12 protein-coding genes are annotated in these 18,208 nt (G+C 71.5%); 3 read left to right on the top strand and 9 right to left on the bottom strand.

The genetic code is table 11. The features are described 5' to 3' along the window. Nucleotides 1–432: 432 nt before the first annotated feature. The 3 genes from ACZ7L5_RS38660 to ACZ7L5_RS38650 all read right to left on the bottom strand — a co-directional run bounded on the left by ACZ7L5_RS38660 (nt 433) and on the right by ACZ7L5_RS38650 (nt 7,458). Entirely contained in the window at nt 433–2,118 is a 1,686-nt protein-coding gene (locus ACZ7L5_RS38660) for a serine/threonine-protein kinase (RefSeq protein WP_471523023.1), read from the bottom strand. A 163-nt stretch (nt 2,119–2,281) separates the two neighbouring features. Beyond that, complete coding sequence (locus ACZ7L5_RS38655) at nt 2,282–5,122, bottom strand: protein kinase (protein WP_471523021.1); 2,841 nt, start codon at nt 5,120–5,122, stop codon at nt 2,282–2,284. Between the two features lie 185 nt (nt 5,123–5,307). Next, nucleotides 5,308–7,458, bottom strand: a complete 2,151-nt coding sequence (locus ACZ7L5_RS38650) for a serine/threonine-protein kinase (RefSeq protein WP_471523020.1) — start codon at nt 7,456–7,458, stop codon at nt 5,308–5,310. Between the two features lie 210 nt (nt 7,459–7,668). Between ACZ7L5_RS38650 and ACZ7L5_RS38645 the strand changes: the two genes are divergently transcribed. Beyond that, nucleotides 7,669–8,757 carry a serine hydrolase domain-containing protein gene (locus ACZ7L5_RS38645; RefSeq protein ID WP_471523288.1) on the top strand — a complete coding sequence of 363 codons (1,089 nt, stop codon included), beginning with the start codon at nt 7,669–7,671 and terminating at the stop codon, nt 8,755–8,757. Between the two features lie 76 nt (nt 8,758–8,833). On the opposite strand, the gene ACZ7L5_RS38640 is transcribed toward ACZ7L5_RS38645, so the two are convergent. After that, the gene (locus ACZ7L5_RS38640; RefSeq protein ID WP_471523018.1) at nt 8,834–10,540 is read right to left on the bottom strand and encodes a glycerol-3-phosphate dehydrogenase/oxidase; all 1,707 of its coding nucleotides are present in this window, start codon (nt 10,538–10,540) and stop codon (nt 8,834–8,836) included. Nucleotides 10,541–10,802: 262 nt separating this feature from the next. Here ACZ7L5_RS38640 and ACZ7L5_RS38635 point away from each other — a divergent pair, with 262 nt between their 5' ends. Further along, nucleotides 10,803–12,011 (top strand): nucleotide sugar dehydrogenase, encoded by a 1,209-nt coding sequence (locus ACZ7L5_RS38635; protein ID WP_363035603.1) that lies wholly within the window; start codon nt 10,803–10,805, stop codon nt 12,009–12,011. A gap of 65 nt (nt 12,012–12,076) precedes the next feature. Here ACZ7L5_RS38635 and ACZ7L5_RS38630 read toward each other — a convergent pair whose 3' ends face one another. The 4 genes from ACZ7L5_RS38630 to ACZ7L5_RS38615 all read right to left on the bottom strand — a co-directional run bounded on the left by ACZ7L5_RS38630 (nt 12,077) and on the right by ACZ7L5_RS38615 (nt 16,496). Further along, on the bottom strand, nt 12,077–13,201 hold the full coding sequence (locus ACZ7L5_RS38630; RefSeq protein WP_471523016.1) for a GuaB3 family IMP dehydrogenase-related protein: 1,125 nt from the start codon (nt 13,199–13,201) through the stop codon (nt 12,077–12,079). 105 nt (nt 13,202–13,306) lie between these two features. Continuing rightward, nucleotides 13,307–14,812 carry an IMP dehydrogenase gene (guaB, locus tag ACZ7L5_RS38625; RefSeq protein ID WP_471523014.1) on the bottom strand — a complete coding sequence of 502 codons (1,506 nt, stop codon included), beginning with the start codon at nt 14,810–14,812 and terminating at the stop codon, nt 13,307–13,309. Nucleotides 14,813–14,977: 165 nt separating this feature from the next. After that, on the bottom strand, nt 14,978–15,565 hold the full coding sequence (locus tag ACZ7L5_RS38620) for a sigma-70 family RNA polymerase sigma factor (protein ID WP_328879860.1): 588 nt from the start codon (nt 15,563–15,565) through the stop codon (nt 14,978–14,980). Between the two features lie 319 nt (nt 15,566–15,884). After that, nucleotides 15,885–16,496, bottom strand: a complete 612-nt coding sequence (locus tag ACZ7L5_RS38615) for a response regulator transcription factor (protein ID WP_003948568.1) — start codon at nt 16,494–16,496, stop codon at nt 15,885–15,887. Nucleotides 16,497–16,877: 381 nt separating this feature from the next. Here ACZ7L5_RS38615 and ACZ7L5_RS38610 point away from each other — a divergent pair, with 381 nt between their 5' ends. Next, entirely contained in the window at nt 16,878–17,207 is a 330-nt protein-coding gene (locus ACZ7L5_RS38610; RefSeq protein WP_328879861.1) for a WhiB family transcriptional regulator, read from the top strand. Nucleotides 17,208–17,259: 52 nt separating this feature from the next. Here the strand turns inward: ACZ7L5_RS38610 and ACZ7L5_RS38605 are convergent, their stop codons facing one another. Beyond that, nucleotides 17,260–18,165, bottom strand: a complete 906-nt coding sequence (locus ACZ7L5_RS38605) for a LysR family transcriptional regulator (protein ID WP_384187077.1) — start codon at nt 18,163–18,165, stop codon at nt 17,260–17,262. Between the last annotated feature and the right edge of the window lie 43 nt (nt 18,166–18,208).

Genomic DNA, 18,208 nt, shown 5'->3' with positions numbered 1-18,208 from the left:
GGCCTGGCCGCCCGGCCATGGAGGCGGGTGCACCGCGGGGCGCCGGAGGGCTTCGGGAGCCGGGGCCGGGGAGGGCTTCGGGATATGTGCCGGGAGGGCTTCGGGGACGGGTGCCGGGTGGGCCTCGGGACCTGGTGCCGCCAAGCCCTCAGGGCCGGTTGCCGTGTCGGGCCGCGGGAGCCGCGGCGACGGCGCTTCGGGAGCCACACGTTGCGAGGAACCTCAGGAGCGGGGCGCCGCGAGGACCTCGGGGCCCCGCGCACCGACCTCGGGCCCCCGCACGCCAAGCCGCCAGCCCCGTCAACGCTGTGGCGCACCAAGCCATCGCGGCCTCGGTAGCCGGCTTGGTCAGCCCTCTGAGGCCCGCACACCGCAGGGAGCCCTCTGCCGCTTACGGCCTCGGCAGCCGTCCGCCGTCATGGCCTCGGCGGCTCAGGAGCCTCCGGCACCGCTCGCCTGCCAGCCCTGCAGCACCGCCGTGAACTGCTTGCGTGCGGTTGCCCAGTCCGGCTCGGGCGAGGACATGTAGATCGCGTACTCCGTGCCGTCCCGGTCGATGTACGCCTGGTCGATGGCGCGGCGCGGGCCGGGGAAGGGCGTGTCCTTGGCCTGCGCTTCCCACGTGTACTCCCAGAGGGATCCGTCACGGTCGCGGTAGAGGTTCCTCTTCAGGAACTCCTTCTCGTACGCCACCAACCGCTGCGACACCTGCTGATCCAGGTCGACCATGTGGTCGTAGGCGTTCGCGAAGTCGGGCGAGGTGTCGACGGCGATGCGGACGAAGTGCTCGCCGCCGTCGGGCGTGTAGTCGACCTGCTGGAGGCCGTCGACCTCCTTGCCGACCACCTCCCGCTCCCAACCGGCGGGCAGATAGAGGCTGAAGCCGAGGGGATCCTCGTAGCGCTTCCAGGACGACGGAACGCCGGCCTCCGGGCGCTGGGACTCGCTCGACGTGGAGCCGGGCGAGGTAGCAGCGGGCGTGCCACCGCTCCCCGGGCCCCACTTGTGCAGCACCACAGCGGTGCCCCCGCCGATGATCGCGGCGATCGCGATGACGAGGGCGAGCGTGCGCAACCGACGGCGTCTGCGCGGCGGCCGGGCGGGGCCGGCCCCCGTGCCGGGGCCTGAGATGTCGTACAGCGGGCCGCTCGTCGTGGGCCCGGTCATCGGCGGGTACGGCGTACCGGTCGCCGCCGTCTGTGCCCCGGTGGGCACGGGCGCCCCGGCGTGTCCGGACCCCGTGCGCGCCTCCGGCTCGTACCGCGTGTGCTGCGTGGGGACGTACACCTGCGCCGCGCTCGGCCGTCGTCCCTCCGCCGCCTCGGCCAGCATCTGCTCCGCCTCGGCGGCGCCGGGCCGGGTGGCCGGATCCTTGCGCAGCAGGGCGCTGATCACGGGTGCGAGCGCGCCTGCGTGCTGCGGATCGGCGGCTTCCTCCTCGACCACCGCCTGCATGGTGCCCAGCGGCGAGGTACGGCGGAAGGGCGAGCGGCCCTCCACGGCCGTGTAGAGCGTCGCGGCGAGCGCCCACAGGTCGGAGGAGGGGCCCGGGTCGTGGCCGCGGACCCGCTCGGGGGCGAGGTAGTCGACGGAGCCGACGACCTCTCCGGTGCGCGTGATGGTGGAGTCGCCCTCGATCTGGGCGATGCCGAAGTCGGTCAGCAGGACTCGGCCGTCCTCGGAGAGCAGGACATTGCCGGGCTTGACGTCGCGGTGCAGGACACCGGCGGAGTGCGCGGCGCGCAGCGCCCGCAGCACCCACAGGCCGATGCGGGCGGCCTCGGCCGGCTCGACGCGTCCGTTCTCCTTGACCGCGTCGGCCAGGGAGTGCCCCTCGACCAGTTCCATCACGATCCACGGACGGCCGTCGTGCTCCAGCACGTCGTGCACGGTGACGACGGCGGAGTGGTTGATGCGCGCGGCGGCGCGCGCCTCGGCGCGCGTGCGGGCGAGCAGCCGCTCCTGGTCGCTCTCGGAGACGTAGAGCGCGGCGGTCAGCTCCTTGATCGCGACAGCCCGATGCAGCACCTCGTCATGCGCACGCCACACCCGGCCCATACCGCCGCTGCCGATCGCGTCGGCGAGCCGGTAGCGGCCCGAAATGAGCTGGCCCTGCATCTGATTCACGTTGCCCCGCAATGCTCTTGACAGGGTCAGGTTAAGGACAGGTCGACTCGACCGGAACCACGGGGGTGCCAAGGAGACCCCACTGTGATGGTTGTCGCTTTCGCCGCGGCGAAGCAACCATCAAGCCTTTGTCACACAGGGTTTGCGCGAGAAATCAGCCGGTGACCTGATAGGTCTCCGACGCCTGCTCGAACAACCGCGTCACCTCGTCCCGCTCGGCCTCCGGCCCGCGGACCTGCACGACGTGGTACTTCCCGTCGATCAGGATCGCGACATTGCGCACGAAAATCTCGCGCCCCTGGTCGTTGGTCCAGGTGAACTGCCCCTCGGCCATGGTCCGTTCCCCGACCTGAATGGTCTTCAGGCCACTGGAGGAAGCCCAGCTGGAGTCGCGGTACGGCTGCAACTCCCGCTCGTGCTCCCGCTGGTAAACCATGGGGTCGCTGCCGTACTGCGCCGTGGTGTCCCGCCCCGGTACGACGATGAGGTCGAAGTCACCGTGCGCGTACACCACCTGCCCACGTCCGTTCTCCGGCGTGCGGTCCCAGCCGTTGGCCACGGCGATCTGGAACCCGGCCGTGTCCTTGCGCAGGGTGAAGCCGTCAGGGACCTCGGGCCCGTTGGTCTGCGTCTCGGTCGAACCGGCCGACTCCGAAGGGCTGTTGTCGGTCGCCGGGGAGGTCTGGTCGGGCCGCGGCTCGCTGCTCGCGTCGGCGGACTGGTCGGGTGCCTCGCTCGCCTGCCCCGCCGCGCGGGTGCGATCGGCGTCCGCCGTGGCGCCGTCGCCCTGGTCGGCCTTCGGCATGAACAGCATGGCGTACGCGATCGCCGCGGCCATGCCGAGCAGGACGAGCACCAGCAACGTACGTCCGAGCTTGCGCGGCGAGGACGCCGGCTCCTGCTTGGCCCGCTTGTGCCGCCCGTGATGCGCGGGCAGCCCGGCCCGCCGCCTGCGCACGAGCTCGCCCCGGCGCCGCACGATCGGCAGCCGGTTCGGGTCGGCCGGCGGGGCGGCGACGACATGCGCGCCGGCCTCCGGCTCGGGCGCGGACCGCACGAGCGAGCGCAGCCAGCCGCGCACCTCCTCGAAGTCGAGGCGCTCGGTGGGGTCCTGACGCAGCAACGACTCCACGACCGGCCTGAGCGGCCCGCACTCCTCGGCAAAGGCGGGCGGCTCCGCGCACACCATCTGCACCAACTCGGCCGTCGACTCCTCCGGATACGGCGCGTGCCCCTGTACGGCCCGGAAGAGCAGCGCCCCCAGCGCCCACAGGTCGGTCGCGGGCCCGATCGGCGCCGCCAGCTGCCAGTTCTCGTGCACGGGCCCGGCCTGCTCCGGCGCCCAGCGCTCGGTCACGGGCCCGACCACAGCCATCCGCGCCTGCCGTGCCCGCTCGGCAGCGAGCGCAGTGGTGGGTCCTCGGTGGGCGGGAGTACCGGCCACGAGGTCGCCCCAGCGGGTCGCGGGGTGGGCGGAGTCGCCGCCGGGGGGCGCGGTGGAGGCGCCGGGGGTGACGGGCACGCCGCGCGCAGCCGAGGCCGGGGTGCCGGGAGCAGGAGCGCCCTGTGCGGGAAACCCGCCGACGCCGGGCGTGGGCACGCCCCGCGCGGGATGGCCGTTGCCGCCGAGAGCCGGAGCGGTGGCACCCGCGGCAGGGGGCGCCTCACGCCCCGGAGCCGGCCCGCCACCCGTGGCGTACCCTCCGACGCCCGGCGCGGGCACGCCCGTGCCGTACGGGGCGTCAGGGGCCCCGGGCTGCGCGCCCGGCCCGGCCGGCGGAAGTGCCGTACGGCCCCGGCCCTCGTCCGGCGCGGCTGCACCGGCCCCGGTCCGTGGTGCGGCCCCGTGCCAGGGCGTGGCCTGCGTGCCGTACGGGTCGGCGATCTGGCCCGGAGGCGTGGTGATGCCGTTGCCGGAGTGGTACGGCTGCTGCGCCGAGCCGTTGGCCTGGGCGACGCGGTCGTCTTCGGACGCCGGGCGCCCCGCGGGCAACGCCGCCCGTCCGTTCTGCGCCTCCTGCACCCGGGCCGCCGCACGGGCGCCCGCCCGATACGCGGCGATGGCTCCGGCTCGCGCAGCCCTGATGTCCCCACCGGCTTCGAGAGCGCCACCTGGCGCCGCGCCCGAGGCTCCCGTCCCGGGGCCCGTCTCGGCCGCCGGCAGCGGCAGCCCTTCGGTGGCACGCGCCTCTATGGCGGCACGCCGGGCCGCCTCGGGGTCCACGCCGGCAGCGCCGGCCCCGGTCCCGGTCCCGGTCCCGCCGGCGTGTCGGCCGGGTGCCCCGAGATCACCCGGGCCGCCGAACTCTCCGCCCGAAGCCGCCCCGCCGCCGAATGTCCCGCCCCCGCCGTCCCCGGCACCGTCCTCGACCGGCACCGGGTCATAGCCGCACAGCGCCTCCTCCGCGGCCCCGACCGCGAGCCCGGTCAGCATCACCCGGCCGTCGTCGCAGACGAGCACCGTGCGGGCGGTGATGTTCCGGTGGACCCAGCCGTGCGCGTGCAGTACCCGCAGCGCCATGAGCACGTCGGAGGCGACCTCGGCCGCCCGGTACGGCGTCAGCGGCTTCTCGGCGAGCAGCGCGGCCAGCGGGCGCGCGCCCACCAACTCACTCACTATCCACAGCGAGCCGCCCTCGGCGAACACGTCGAAGACCTGGTCCAGCCGCGGATGGTCGGGGATCCGGGCCGCGGCCTGCGCCGCCTCGACGGCCCGCCGCACGGCGGGATCGCTGGGCCGCCGCGTACTCGAACGCGCCGAGGGCCGTCGCCCCGAGCCGCGCTCGCGCGCGTCACGAGCCGTGAAACCGTCGGGCAACCCCTCGGCGTCGAGCACCTCCGCCTCGACGACCTCCGGCAACGGCACCTGCCGGACCAGGACCTCCTGACCGCTGTAGGTGTCGAAGGCGCGCGACTCGGTGAGTTCGTACTCGTCGGACGGCGGCAGCGGCAGGCGGTAGCGGTCGGCCAGTACCCGACCCGCATAGTCGTCCACGTTGCCTCCCCCGGCCGCCCGGTTGGTCAATTCCGCTCGACTTGCGTCCCGTTCCGGACGCACGACTGGATGCGTACGGTTCGCAAGCACTCACGATACGTGCCGGAGGCAACTCGCAAAGAGCGGTTGCCGGATCTCACGGCCCAATCGCGCCCTTGGCGAGCCCAAACCGAATTTCGCTCACTTCACGACTTCGGCTTGAACGAGTCCGTCAGCGTTTGCCACGTGTCCTTACGCAGCTCGCTGTCCCAGTTGGCGGCTTTCGCGGTGTACATCAGCGCATATCCGAGTTGCTCGTTCACCACGAACCCTCGGTCGATCGTCCGGTACTTCGTCCCGCCCTCGGAATAGGTGAACTCCCAGTCGGCCGTGTTCCAACCGCGGTAGTCCACCTCCTCTATCCGGATCTTCTTGTACTCGGAGCGCTGCATGTACTGCTCCTGGTCCTTCCAGTCCGCCACCGGGTCACCCTTCGGTGTGGACGTCCAGGCGACCAGCAGCTTCTGCCCGTCGGGCCCGGTGAACCGGTCGCCCGCCGACCCCGTGGACTGGAACTTCCATCCGTCGGGCAGCCCGAGCGAGTACCCCTGGTTCCCCTTGTGCGTCGACGCGGCCCCGCTCTCGCTGCCGGACCCCGCCTCGGCACCGCTCCCGCCGGTCGCACCCGTCCCGGCACTCGGCGTAGTCCCGCTCTCCGACCCGGAACCCGACCCCGACCCGGCCGACGCGGACTTCTCCCCGTCCGTACGGGTCTTGTCCTTGTCGTCCTTCTTGGTGTCGCCGCTCGTGCTCGCCTTGGCGGAGGCCTTGGCACCGCCGCCACTCGCCGCCCCGGTCGAGTCGTCGTCGCCGAGCGTGAGGGCGAGCACCACGCCGATCACGGCAACCACCACGGCCACCGCGATGATCGCCAACGTCCGCTTCGGCACCACATCGGTGAGCGGCGCCCTCGGCACGGGACGCGACGGCAGATCCGGCGGCGTCATCTTGGGCCACCCCGAACTGCTCCCCGCACCCTGCCCGTTCGCCGCCTGCCCGTCCCGCTCACCGGCACCGGCCCGGTCACCGGCGTCAGCACCGGCCCGGTCACCGGCATCCGGACCGGCACCCACACTGGCGGCCCCGGCAGCGGAAGCCCCGGCACCGGAGGTCCGGCCGGAACTCCCGGCCTTCGACGACGCCCTCGACGATGCCCCGGCCCCGCCCACTCCCGTGGACGACCCACCGGCCGCTGCCCCGTCGGCCCCCGCCGTCTCGCTCCCGGACTTGGTACGAGCGGCAGCCGCCCCGGCCGCTCCCGCACCCACCGCGGCCTTGCGCACGGAACGCAGCGCCCCGCGCAACCGCTCCCCGGCCTCCTCGCCCCGCTTACCGGCACCCGAACGGCCCTTGCTCTCCGGCGCGCCGGGCTGCGGCGGCAGCGGCACGACCTTCGTCGCGTCCGCCGGCTCCGGCTCGGACTTGGCCGCCGGCGCATGGATGACGGCGTTGAGCATGGCCCGCGCACCGGCGTCGTCGAGCCGCTTGGCGGGGTCCTTGGTGAGCAGGCCGTAGATGACGTCCTTCAGCGGTCCCGCGTTCTTCGGCTCCTCCAGCGGCTCCGTCATCACCGCCGTGAGCGTCGCGATCGCAGAGCCCTTGTCGTACGGCGGCGCTCCCTCGACCGACGCGTACAGCAGCCCGCCGAGCGACCACAGGTCGGCCGCGGGGCCGGGCTTGTGGCCGCGGGCCCGCTCCGGGGAGATGTAGGACGGCGCGCCGACGAGCATGCCGGTCGAGGTGATGGAGGGGTCGCCCTCGACCTGGGCGATACCGAAGTCGGTGAGCACGACCCGCTCGGTGTCGCTCTCCAGCAGGACGTTCGACGGCTTCACGTCGCGGTGCAGGATGCCCTCGCGGTGCGCGGAGCGCAGCACGTCGAGGACGGCCAGGCCGACCTCGGCCGCCCGCTTGGGCTCCAGGAGTCCGTCCTCGCGGATGACCTCGGCGAGCGACTTGCCCTCGACGAGTTCCATCACGATCCAGGGCCGGTCGTCCTCGTCGACCACGTCGAACACCGTGACCGCGCTGTTGTTGCGGATCCGGGCGATCGCCTTGGCCTCACGCAGGGTGCGCGTGATCAGCCGCCGCTTCTCCTCCTCGTCGATGCTCGACGGGAACCGCAACTCCTTGACGGCGACTGTCCGCCCCAGAGTCTCGTCCACGGCACGCCACACCGTGCCCATGCCGCCCCGGCCGAGCACTCCTCCCAGCCGGTACCGCCCCGCGAGGAGACGCTCACGGTCGTCCTGACGAGTGTCCTGACGGGATGTCCCCGCCCGCTCCGCCTCCGACATGCGTCCCCTCATACAACCCGCCCTGACAGAGCCTCCATTGTCTCTCACCCGACAAGTGCCCGACGCCCAGGGTGCCTCACGCGTCGCCACCCGACCACACGGCACGAACCGCCCGTGCACGGCAGACCCGAAGCCCGGTGAATCACAGGTTCCGCTTGCCCGGCATGATGACCCGCGACAAGGGAAGGACCCCGCATGGCGCGAACGGCGATGCCACTGCTTCGGACACTACTGGCCATACCTGTGTGCCTGACCGTCCTCTGCCTCGTGTCCCCGGCCCTTCTCGGTCTGTCCTCGACCTCCCCGACCTCCTCGTCGGCACGCACCGCCTCGCCGACCTCCGCTGCACCGGCGACGAACGCCCTGCTGTCCCTGCTGGTCACCCGGGGCAAGGCACCCGCCGCGGCCCTGCTGGCACGCGATAGCGGCGCCCGCTTTGCCCGGGCCGGCCAGGACATCGCCCGCACCGACCACTTCCGCGCCGGCAGCATCACGAAGACCTTCATCGCAACGGTCGTCCTCCAACTGGCCGCCGAGCGACACCTGTCCCTCTCCGACACGGTCGAGCAGCATCTGCCGGGCCTGGTGCGCGGGGCGGGCAACGACGGGCGCGCGCTGACCCTTCGTGACCTGCTGACCCACACCAGCGGCCTGTACGACTTCGCCGCCGCCTCCGGGGGCACCGTCCCCCTCACCCCGCTTCAGGCCGTCCGCATCGCGCTCACCCGCCCCCCTGCCCACCCCGGCAGTTACGCCTACTCGAACACCAACTACGTCCTGCTCGGCCTGGTCATCAAGCAGGTCACCGGCCGCTCCTACGCCGCCGAGGCCGAACGCCGCATCATCGCTCCGCTGGGTCTGACCGGCACCTCCTTCCCGGGCTCCCGCACCTCGCTCCCCTCCCCGCACGGCCGCGCCTACGCCGCCGACGGGACCGATGTCACCGCACTCGACCCGCGGGTGGCCGGCGCGGCGGGCGAGCTGGTGACCACGCTCGCCGACCTCGACCGCTACTACTCCGCGCTGCTCGACGGCCGCCTGCTGCCCCCGCGCCAGTTGCGCGAGATGCTCGACACCCGTGCCGCACATGGCTCGTACGGCATGGGACTCTTCCCGGTGAAGCTGCCGTGCGGCACCGTCGTATGGGGGCACAACGGGCGCATCTCCGGCAGCTACGTGCGCTCCGCGGCCACCGTCGGCGGTCGTCGGGTCCTGACTTTCCGGGTGAACACGACGGCGATTGCAGATCCCGGCCTCGAACCCCGGCTGCTCGCCGCCGAATTCTGCCCTCGCACCTGATAGAACGGCCGAGGTTCGAGCAGAGATCCCGGCTTCCGTAGCCCGTTCGGGTGACGTACTGCCCTACCCCGCAGTGCTACAGCGGCACGATGTCCGGCGCCCCCAACCGCGCCGCGTCCGCCGTCAGGTCGTCCGGCTGCCGCTGCGATTCGCGCTCGGCCTCCACCCGCTTCTCGTAGTGCTGGACCTCGCGCTCGATGTGGTCCTTGTCCCAGCCCAGCACCGGCGCCATCAGCTCGGCCGCCTCGCGCGCGCACCGCGTCCCCCGGTCGAACGTCTCGATCGAGATGCGCGTCCGCCGCGTCAGCACGTCGTCCAGATGCCGTGCCCCCTCGTGCGAGGCGGCATACATGATCTCGGCGCGCAGATAGTCGTCGGCGGACTGCAGGGGCTCCCCCAGTGCGGGATCGGCAGCGATGAGTGCGAGTACCTCCTCGGCCAGCGACCCGTACCGGTTCAACAGGTGCTCCACCCGCACCACATGGATCCCCGTGCGTGCCGCGATCCGCGCACGCGCGTTCCACATCGCCCGGTATCCCTCCGCGCCCAGCAGCGGAATGTCTTCGGTGACGCACTCGGCGACCCGCATGTCGAGCCCGTGCACAGCCGCGTCCACTGCGTCCTTGGCCATCACCCGGTACGTCGTGTACTTGCCGCCGGCCACGACGACGAGTCCGGGCACGGGGTGGGCCACTGTGTGCTCGCGCGAGAGCTTGCTGGTGGCGTCCGACTCTCCGGCGAGCAGGGGCCGCAGTCCCGCGTACACGCCCTCCACGTCGTCCCGGGTCAGCGGCACCGCCAGCACCGAGTTCACGTGTTCCAGCAGGTAGTCGATGTCCGCGCTGGACGCGGCAGGATGGGCCTTGTCGAGGTCCCAGTCGGTGTCGGTGGTGCCGACGATCCAGTGCCGGCCCCAGGGGATGACGAACAGCACGGACTTCTCGGTGCGCAGGATCAGGCCCGTCGAGGAGTGGATGCGGTCCTTGGGCACGACCAGGTGGATGCCCTTGGAGGCGCGTACGTGGAACTGCCCCCGCTCACCCACCATCGACTGGGTGTCGTCGGTCCACACACCGGTCGCGTTGACGATCTGCTTGGCACGGATCTCGTACTCGCCGCCCCCTTCGACGTCCTGCACCCGGGCCCCGACGACGCGTTCCCCCTCGCGCAGAAACCCGGCCACGCGCGCGCGGTTGGCGACCTGCGCGCCGTAGGCCGCCGCCGTGCGCACCAGGGTGGCGACATAGCGGGCGTCGTCCATCTGCGCGTCGTAGTACTGCAGCGCGCCGACCAGCGCGTCCTTCTTCAGGGCGGGGGCGACGCGCAGAGCGTTGCCGCGGCTGAGGTGGCGGTGCATGGGCAGGCCCCGGCCATGGGTGCGGGCCATCGACATGACGTCGTAGAGCAGGACGCCGCAGCCTGCGTACAGGCGCTCCCAGCCCTTGTACTGCAGCGGGTACAGGAACGGCACCGGCTTGACCAGGTGCGGCGCCAACCGCTCCAGCAGCAGGCCGCGCTCCTTCAGTGCCTCGCGCACGAGCGCGAAGTCGAGCATCTCCAGATAGCGCAGGCCGCCGTGGATAAGTTTGCTGGACCTGCTGGAGGTGCCCGACGCCCAGTCACGTGCCTCGACCAGGCCGGTGGACAGTCCGCGGGTCGCCGCGTCGAGGGCAGTGCCGGCACCCACGACGCCGGCGCCCACGACCAGTAGGTCCAGCTCGTGCTCGGCCATTGATGCGAGTGACTCGGCGCGCTCCGCCGGCCCCAGTGTCGCTGTCCTCACCGCTGCCTCCCGCTCATCGGTCGCGTAGGCCGCACCCGTCGGGCGAAGCCCGCTTCGTACCCCCCATGCCCAAATTCTGACCGGGTTGCCCGGCTTCAGCCACCACGCACCCTCAGCCTGTGGACAACACTCACGGAAACGCGATCACTCAATGCCGCAAATCGGTCATATTTACTCCTAGTCTGACATTGCGCTCCCTCGATCTGTCCACAGGGCTTGCGCACCTGCCCCGCTTCGGTTACTGGGAAGGACGGCCCACGCCATGCCCTCAGATCTCGCCGTCATCGGACTCGGCCTGCACGGCCTGCCCCTGGCGAAGGCCGCCGTCGCGGCCGGCATCCCCACGCTCGGTTACCGGACCGGGCCCGAGGCCGGCTCCCTCAGCCCCGCCGAACTGCGCCGGATGCTCTCGGGGGGCTTCCGGCACGCCACCAGCGCCGCCGAGCTCGGCCGCGTGCGCACCGCCGTCATCTGCGCGCCGACTCCGCGCGGCGCGGACGGCGGGCTGGACCTGAGCCAGGTGGAGGGGGCCGCCCGCACCCTGGCCGCGCAGCTGCGCCCGCACACCACCGTCATCCTGGAGTCGCCCGTACCGCCGGGCACCACCGAGAGCGTCCTGCGTCCACTCCTGGAAGAGGTCTCCGGACTGCGCGCCGGCCGCGACTTCCACCTGGCCTACTCACCCAGCCGCGTCGATCCCGGCAACCGTGACTTCACGCCCGCCAACACCCCCAAGGTGATCGGCGGCCTCACGCCCGCGTGCACCGAGTCGGCCGCGGCCTTCTACGGCCGTCTCACCGACAAGGTGGTACGCGCGCGTGGACTGCGCGAGGCCGAGACCGTGCAGGTGCTGGAGACCAACTTCCGACATGTCAACATCGCCCTGGTCAACGAAATGGCCGTCCTCTGCCACGACTTGGGCGTCGACCTGTGGGACGTCATCCGCTGTGCGGAGACCAAACCGTTCGGCTTCCACGCCTTCCGCCCCGGCCCCGGCGTCGGCGGCCACGCCGTACCCCAGGACCTCACCGGCCCCGCCGGCCGCCCCCTGCGCATGGTCGAACTGGCCCAGCAGGTCAACAGCCAGATGCCCCGCTACGTCGTCCAGCGCGCCGCCACCCTCCTCAACGAACACGGCAAGTCCGCGCGCGGCGCCCGCGTCCTCCTGCTCGGCGTCACCTACAAGCCCGACCTGGCCGACCAGCAGTCCACGCCCGCCCAGGAGGTCGCCATCCGCCTGATGGAGCTGGGCGCCTGCGTCAGCTACCACGACCCGCACATCCCGTCCTGGAACGTCCTGGACCGCCCGGTCCCGCGCGCGGACGCCCTGTACGAGGCGGTCGCGGACGCCGACCTGACGATCTTGCTCCAGCAGCATCGGACGTACGACTTGCAGGGCCTGTCGGTGAAGGCACAGCTGCTGCTGGACACGCGGGGCGCGGCACCCACGGGGGCGGCACACCGACTGTAAGAAGGGCCGGTCACCCCACTCGGAGTGACCGGCCCTTCCCTGACCTGGGCGTAACCGCGCGGCGGCTAGCGCTGGTGCTGCGAGTCCGCGACCGTGACCTCGACCCGCTGGAACTCCTTCAGCTCGCTGTAACCGGTCGTGGCCATCGCCCGCCGCAGCGCACCGAAGAAGTTCATCGAACCGTCCGGAGTGTGGGACGGCCCGGTCAGGACCTCCTCGATCGTGCCGACCGTGCCGAGGTCCACCTTCTTGCCACGCGGCAGTTCCTCGTTCACCGCCTCCATGCCCCAGTGGTGGCCCCTGCCCGGCGCGTCGGTCGCGCGGGCGAGCGGGGAGCCCATCATCACGGCGTCCGCGCCGCAGGCGACTGCCTTGGGCAGGTCGCCTGACCAGCCGACGCCGCCGTCCGCGATCACGTGCACATACCGGCCTCCGGACTCGTCCATGTAGTCACGGCGGGCCGCCGCCACGTCCGCGACCGCCGTCGCCATCGGCACCCGGATGCCCAGGACACTGCGCGTGGTGTGCGCGGCACCGCCGCCGAAGCCGACCAGGACGCCCGCCGCGCCGGTGCGCATGAGGTGCAGGGCCGCGGTGTACGTGGCACAGCCGCCGACGATCACCGGGACGTCGAGCTCGTAGATGAACTGCTTCAGGTTGAGCGGCTCGTGCGAACCGGAGACGTGCTCCGCCGAGACCGTCGTGCCGCGGATGACGAAGATGTCCACGCCCGCGTCGACGACCGCCTTGGAGAACTGGGCGGTGCGCTGCGGGGAGAGCGCGGCGGCCGTGACCACGCCCGCGTCGCGCACCTCCTTGATGCGCTGCCCGATCAGCTCCTCCTTGATGGGAGCGGCGTAGATCTCCTGGAGGCGGCGCGTGGCGGCCTCGGTGGGCAGCCCGGCGATCTCGTCGAGCAGCGGCTGCGGGTCCTCGTACCGCGTCCACAGGCCTTCGAGGTTCAGTACGCCGAGGCCGCCGAGCTCACCGATGCGGATCGCGGTGGCCGGGGAGACGACCGAGTCCATCGGGGCGGCCAGGAAGGGCAGCTCGAAGCGGTAGGCGTCGATCTGCCAGGCGATCGAGACCTCCTTCGGGTCCCGCGTACGGCGGCTGGGGACGACGGCGATGTCGTCGAAGGCGTACGCCCTGCGCCCGCGCTTGCCGCGCCCGATCTCGATCTCAGTCACGTCTGTGGCCTTTCCCTGTTGCGTTCAGCGTCTTCCAGTATCGCCGACGGGTACGACAAGGGCGGCCCCGGTGCACCCGGGACCGCCCTCGAAGAAGTCTGCCGACTACTTGCTGCGGCTGTAGTTCGGCGCCTCGACCGTCATCTGGATGTCGTGCGGGTGGCTCTCCTTGAGGCCGGCGGAGGTGATCCGCACGAACCGGCCCTTGGACTCCATCTCCTCGATGGTGGCGGCGCCCACATAGCCCATGGTCTGGCGCAGACCGCCGACGAGCTGGTGCAGCACGTTGGCCAGTGGACCGCGGTAGGGCACCTGGCCCTCGATGCCCTCGGGCACGAGCTTGTCGTCGGAGGCCACCTCGGCCTGGAAGTAGCGGTCCTTGGAGTACGACCTGCCCTGGCCACGGGACTGCATGGCACCCAGGGAGCCCATGCCGCGGTACGACTTGAACTGCTTGCCGTTGATGAACAGCAGCTCGCCCGGGGACTCCTCGCAGCCCGCCAGCAGCGAGCCCAGCATCACGGTGTCGGCGCCGGCGGCGAGCGCCTTGCCGATGTCACCGGAGTACTGCAGGCCACCGTCGCCGATCAGCGGGATACCCGCGGCGCGCGCGGCCAGGGAGGCCTCGTAGATGGCGGTGACCTGCGGGACGCCGATGCCGGCGACCACGCGGGTGGTGCAGATGGAGCCCGGTCCGACGCCGACCTTGATGCCGTCGACACCGGCGTCGATCAGCGCCTGCGCGCCGTCGCGGGTGGCGACGTTGCCGCCGATCACGTCGATGTCCACGCTCGACTTGATCTTCGACATCCAGCTGAGGGCGTTGCTGCTGTGACCGTGCGAGGTGTCGACGACCAGGAAGTCCACACCGGCCCCGGCGAGTGCCTGGGCGCGCTCCAGTGCCTCGGGGCTGGCGCCGACGGCGGCACCGACGAGGAGTCGGCCCTCGGCGTCCTTGGCGGCGTTGGGGTACTTCTCGGCCTTGACGAAGTCCTTGACCGTGATGAGGCCCTTGAGAACGCCCGCCTCGTCGATCAGGGGAAGCTTCTCGATCTTGTGGCGGCGCAGCAGCTCCATCGCGTCGCTGCCGGAGATGCCGACATGGCCCGTGACCAGCGGCATCGGCGTCATGACCTCGCGCACCTGACGACCGCGCTCCGTCTCGAAGGCCATGTCGCGGTTGGTGACGATGCCGAGCAGCTTGCCGGCCGGGTCGGTGACCGGGACACCGCTGATGCGGAACTTGGCGCACAGGGCGTCGGCCTCGGCGAGGGTCGCCTCGGGGTGCACCGTGATGGGGTCGGTGACCATGCCGGACTCGGACCGCTTCACCAGGTCGACCTGGTTGACCTGGTCCTCGACGGACAGGTTGCGGTGCAGCACGCCGACCCCGCCCAGGCGGGCCATGGCGATCGCCATGCGGGACTCGGTCACCTTGTCCATGGCCGCCGAGAGCAGCGGGATGTTCACACGGACATTGCGGGAGATACGGGACGAGGTGTCGACCGCGTTGGGGAGCACCTCGGATGCACCCGGCAGCAGCAGCACGTCGTCGTAGGTCAGCCCGAGGGTTGCGAATTTACCGGGCACTCCGTCGACGTTGGCAGTCATGACACCTTCCCCAAATGGCCTTGATCGGTGCGGATGTCCATGCTAACGGGAAGCATGGGGCGCAAATTCCACGGTTGCGGCCGACCCCGGGCTTCGTATGTTCGTACGGAACCGGAGTGAGGCCTGTTCATTTGGGGGCGCACTCAAGGGAGCACTGACGGAGCACTACTGCTCGGCCAGCGCGCGCAACCTGCTCAGCGCCCTGTGCTGGGCCACCCGGACGGCGCCGGGTGACATTCCCAACATCTGACCCGTCTCTTCCGCGGTCAACCCCACCGCGATCCTCAGCAGCAACAGCTCCCGCTGGTTCTCGGGCAGGTTGGCCAGCAGTTTCTTGGCCCACTCGGCGTCGCTGCTGAGCAGCGCCCGCTCCTCCGGGCCGAGGGAGTCGTCCGGGCGTTCCGGCATCTCGTCGGACGGGACCGCCGTGGAACCCGGGTGCCGCATCGCCGCCCGCTGCAGGTCGGCGACCTTGTGCGCGGCGATGGCGAAGACGAACGCCTCGAAGGGGCGGCCGGTGTCCTTGTAGCGCGGCAGCGCCAGGAGGACGGCGACGCAGACCTCCTGGGCGAGGTCCTCGACAAAGTGACGGGCGTCGCCAGGGAGACGGGACAGCCTGGTGCGGCAGTAGCGCAGGGCCAGGGGGTGGACGTGCGCGAGCAGATCGTGCGTGGCCTGCTCGTCCCCGTCCACGGCGCGATGGACGAGTGCTCCGATCGCCCCGTGGGCATAAGCCGCCTCGTCCTCACGCATCGGTCCATGGTGCCTTGCGGCCGTTTGGTCCGTGGCATCGTGTCCGACGTTGTGCACCGAAGCGTTATGAGCAGGTGCGGCAGAACTCATCCCCTGCGCCCTCCCCTTCCGCTCGACCGACTCGTCCCCGAGAGACTCCACATTCTCAAGGATGCGGCATCCGCGGCGAAACGAGCACCGGGCGCCGACAGGACCCCTTGACCGGCCTCGCAACCGCGCCCCAAAAGGGGCGCGGGCCGCGACATCATGCGGCTCCGCCGCGTGGGCGCGGCCAGCCTCAAACGACCCGCACACAGCAACGGCCCGCAGGACCGAGTTCTCAGCGAACCAGACCCCACCGGAATCCGAGCGCCACGGCGTGCGCCCGGTCCGACGCACCGAGCTTCTTGAACAGCCGCCGGGCGTGCGTCTTCACGGTGTCCTCGGACAGGAACAGCTCCCGACCGATCTCCGCGTTGGAACGACCATGGCTCATACCCTCGAGCACCTGGATCTCACGCGCCGTGAGCGTCGGCGCCGCACCCATCTCGGCGGACCGCAGCCGCCGCGGGGCAAGCCGCCACGTGGGGTCGGCCAGCGCCTGCGTCACCGTGGCGCGCAACTCGGCGCGCGAGGCGTCCTTGTGCAGATAGCCGCGGGCACCGGCGGCGACGGCGAGCGCCACGCCGTCCAGGTCCTCGGCGACCGTGAGCATGATGATGCGCGCACCGGGGTCGGCGGACAGCAGCCGCCGCACGGTCTCGACGCCGCCCAGACCGGGCATGCGTACGTCCATCAGGATCAGGTCCGAGCGGTCGGCGCCCCAGCGGCGGAGGACTTCCTCGCCGTTGGCCGCCGTCGTCACGCGCTCGACGCCGGGCACGGTCGCGACCGCGCGGCGAAGCGCCTCTCGGGCAAGCGGGGAGTCGTCGCAGACGAGGACGGATGTCATGGCCGCCCTCCGCAGCTGATGCACGTCACCTTGAGCCTCCAGGCTGGTACGAAATCGTCACCTGTGCGGTCGACCGCCTCGGACGCGTGCCCGAGCGCTTGTTCCTTCAACCGCCTCCGCCCTCTCAACGACGGTCACTCGAAAGAGTTACGGGGGCATGTGCCGTCTTCGGCACTCTACGTGAGGGGGCGGACACGGGGCAGACATGCACGACGGACCCTCAATGATTCATCACAACCCATGCCCCATTCAGCCCTTTTTCTTCCCGTTTCACGGCGTTTGGGGCTAGATTCGCAATGAGTCATATTTTCATCTTCTTAGATCGTAGATGTACGGTCGTAGACACCGTATCCGCCCAGAACGGCTACAAGGGGTCACGCAATGGCAGATTTCTCCCGCCTTCCCGGACCGAACGCGGACCTGTGGGACTGGCAGCTGCTGGCTGCATGTCGCGGGGTGGACAGTTCGCTTTTCTTTCACCCGGAGGGCGAGCGCGGTGCGGCTCGGAGCGCTCGAGAGAACTCGGCCAAGGAGGTCTGCATGAGGTGCCCGGTGCGTGCGCAGTGCGCGGCACACGCGCTGGCGGTGCGGGAACCGTACGGCGTCTGGGGCGGCTTGACCGAGGACGAGCGCGAGGAGCTCATGGGGCGGGCGCGCAACCGGCTGGTGTCGGCCTCGACGACCGGCGGGGAGGCCGGCTCGCATCATTGAAGGAACGTTTCTCCACCTAAGGGCACGCGCATGCGTGCCCTTCTTCTCGTCGCTAGCGGGCGGCGGCCCGCGTCAGCTGTTCCAGCGTCGCCGCGACGGCCGGCACCTGCGCCAGGTCGGGCAGGGTGAGCGCGACGATCTCCCGCCGGACCGCCGGTTCCAGCGTCACCATGCGCGCCCCCCGCGGCCGTACGGACTCCACGGCGAGCTGGGGCAGGACGGCCACGCCCAGGCCGGCGCCGACCAGACCCACGACCGCGGGATAGTCGTCGGTGGCGAAGTCGATGCGGGGCGTGAAGCCGGCGCTCTCGCACACCTCGATCAACTGCCCCCGGCAGCGCGGGCATCCGGCGATCCAGGGCTCGGCCGCGAGCTCCCCGATGGCGACCGGTCCGGCGGACGCGGTGCGCGCGAGCCGGTGCCGTTCGGGTACGAGGCCTACGAGACGGTCCGTCAGCAGCGGGCGTACGACGAGGTCGTCCCACTCCCCTTCCTGGGCCGCGCCCTCGTAGCGGAAGGCGAGGGCCACGTCGCAGTCGCCCTCGCGCAACAGCTCGACGGACTTCGGCGGCTCGGCCTCCTCCAGGGAGACGCGGGTGCCGGGGTGCGCGGCGCGCAGGGCGGCGAGGGCGGTCGGGACGAGGGTGGAGCTGCCGCTGGGGAAGGAGACGAGCCGCACCCGGCCGGCCCGCAGCCCGGCGATGGCGGCGACCTCCTCCTCCGCGGCGGTGAGTCCCGCCAGGATCCCGGCGGCGTGCCGCACCAGTGCCTCGCCGGCCTGGGTCAGCCGCATCTCGCGTCCGGTGCGGATCAGCAGGGGCGTGCCGACGGAGGCCTCCAGGGCCTTCATCTGCTGGCTGACAGCGGGCTGGGTGCAGCCCAGTTCACGCCCGGCCGCGGAGAAGGAACCGGTGGTGGCGACGGCGCGCAGGACGCGGAGGTGACGGGCTTCGAGCACGATTCGAGCATAAGCGAACCTTGGAGTAGATGCCGAATAGTGC

The organism is Streptomyces sp. NPDC107528, from assembly GCF_055639295.1.
This window is presented reverse-complemented; position numbering and strand designations above follow the sequence as displayed.